We start from the raw sequence: 356 nt of genomic DNA on the forward strand, positions 1-356 counted from the left end.
TGGGGATGATGAGCCGACCTCCTACGAGCATGACAACGGTTTTGTTCGGGTTGTGAGGCGTGGGGAGGCGGTCTGGAAATACGAGCGTAATAGCCAGGGCGATGTTACGCGTAGGACTGATCCCGATGGGCAGGTGACGGACTACAGCTACAACAAATACGGGCAACTGACGGGGGTTTGGTACCCCGATCACAGCTGCCATCGGCTGGTGTGGAATGAGCGTGGGCAGTTGCTGGAAGAGCAATTGCCCAATGGCGGGATCAAGCGTTATCGCTATGACGATTTAGGCCGACAGATTGCCCGCGAGGATGAGCATGGCGCACTGACCGGTTATGAATGGGACGCTGCCGGTCGCC

1 protein-coding gene is annotated in these 356 nt (G+C 57.9%); it reads left to right on the top strand.

Going from position 1 to position 356, the window contains the following annotated elements:
- Positions 1–356: RHS repeat domain-containing protein (locus E4O98_RS10150; RefSeq protein ID WP_248134892.1), on the top strand; the 356-nt coding region annotated here is incomplete at both ends.

Source organism: Pseudomonas sp. W2Jun17 (assembly GCF_023127795.1).
GTDB lineage: Bacteria > Pseudomonadota > Gammaproteobacteria > Pseudomonadales > Pseudomonadaceae > Aquipseudomonas > Aquipseudomonas synxantha_A.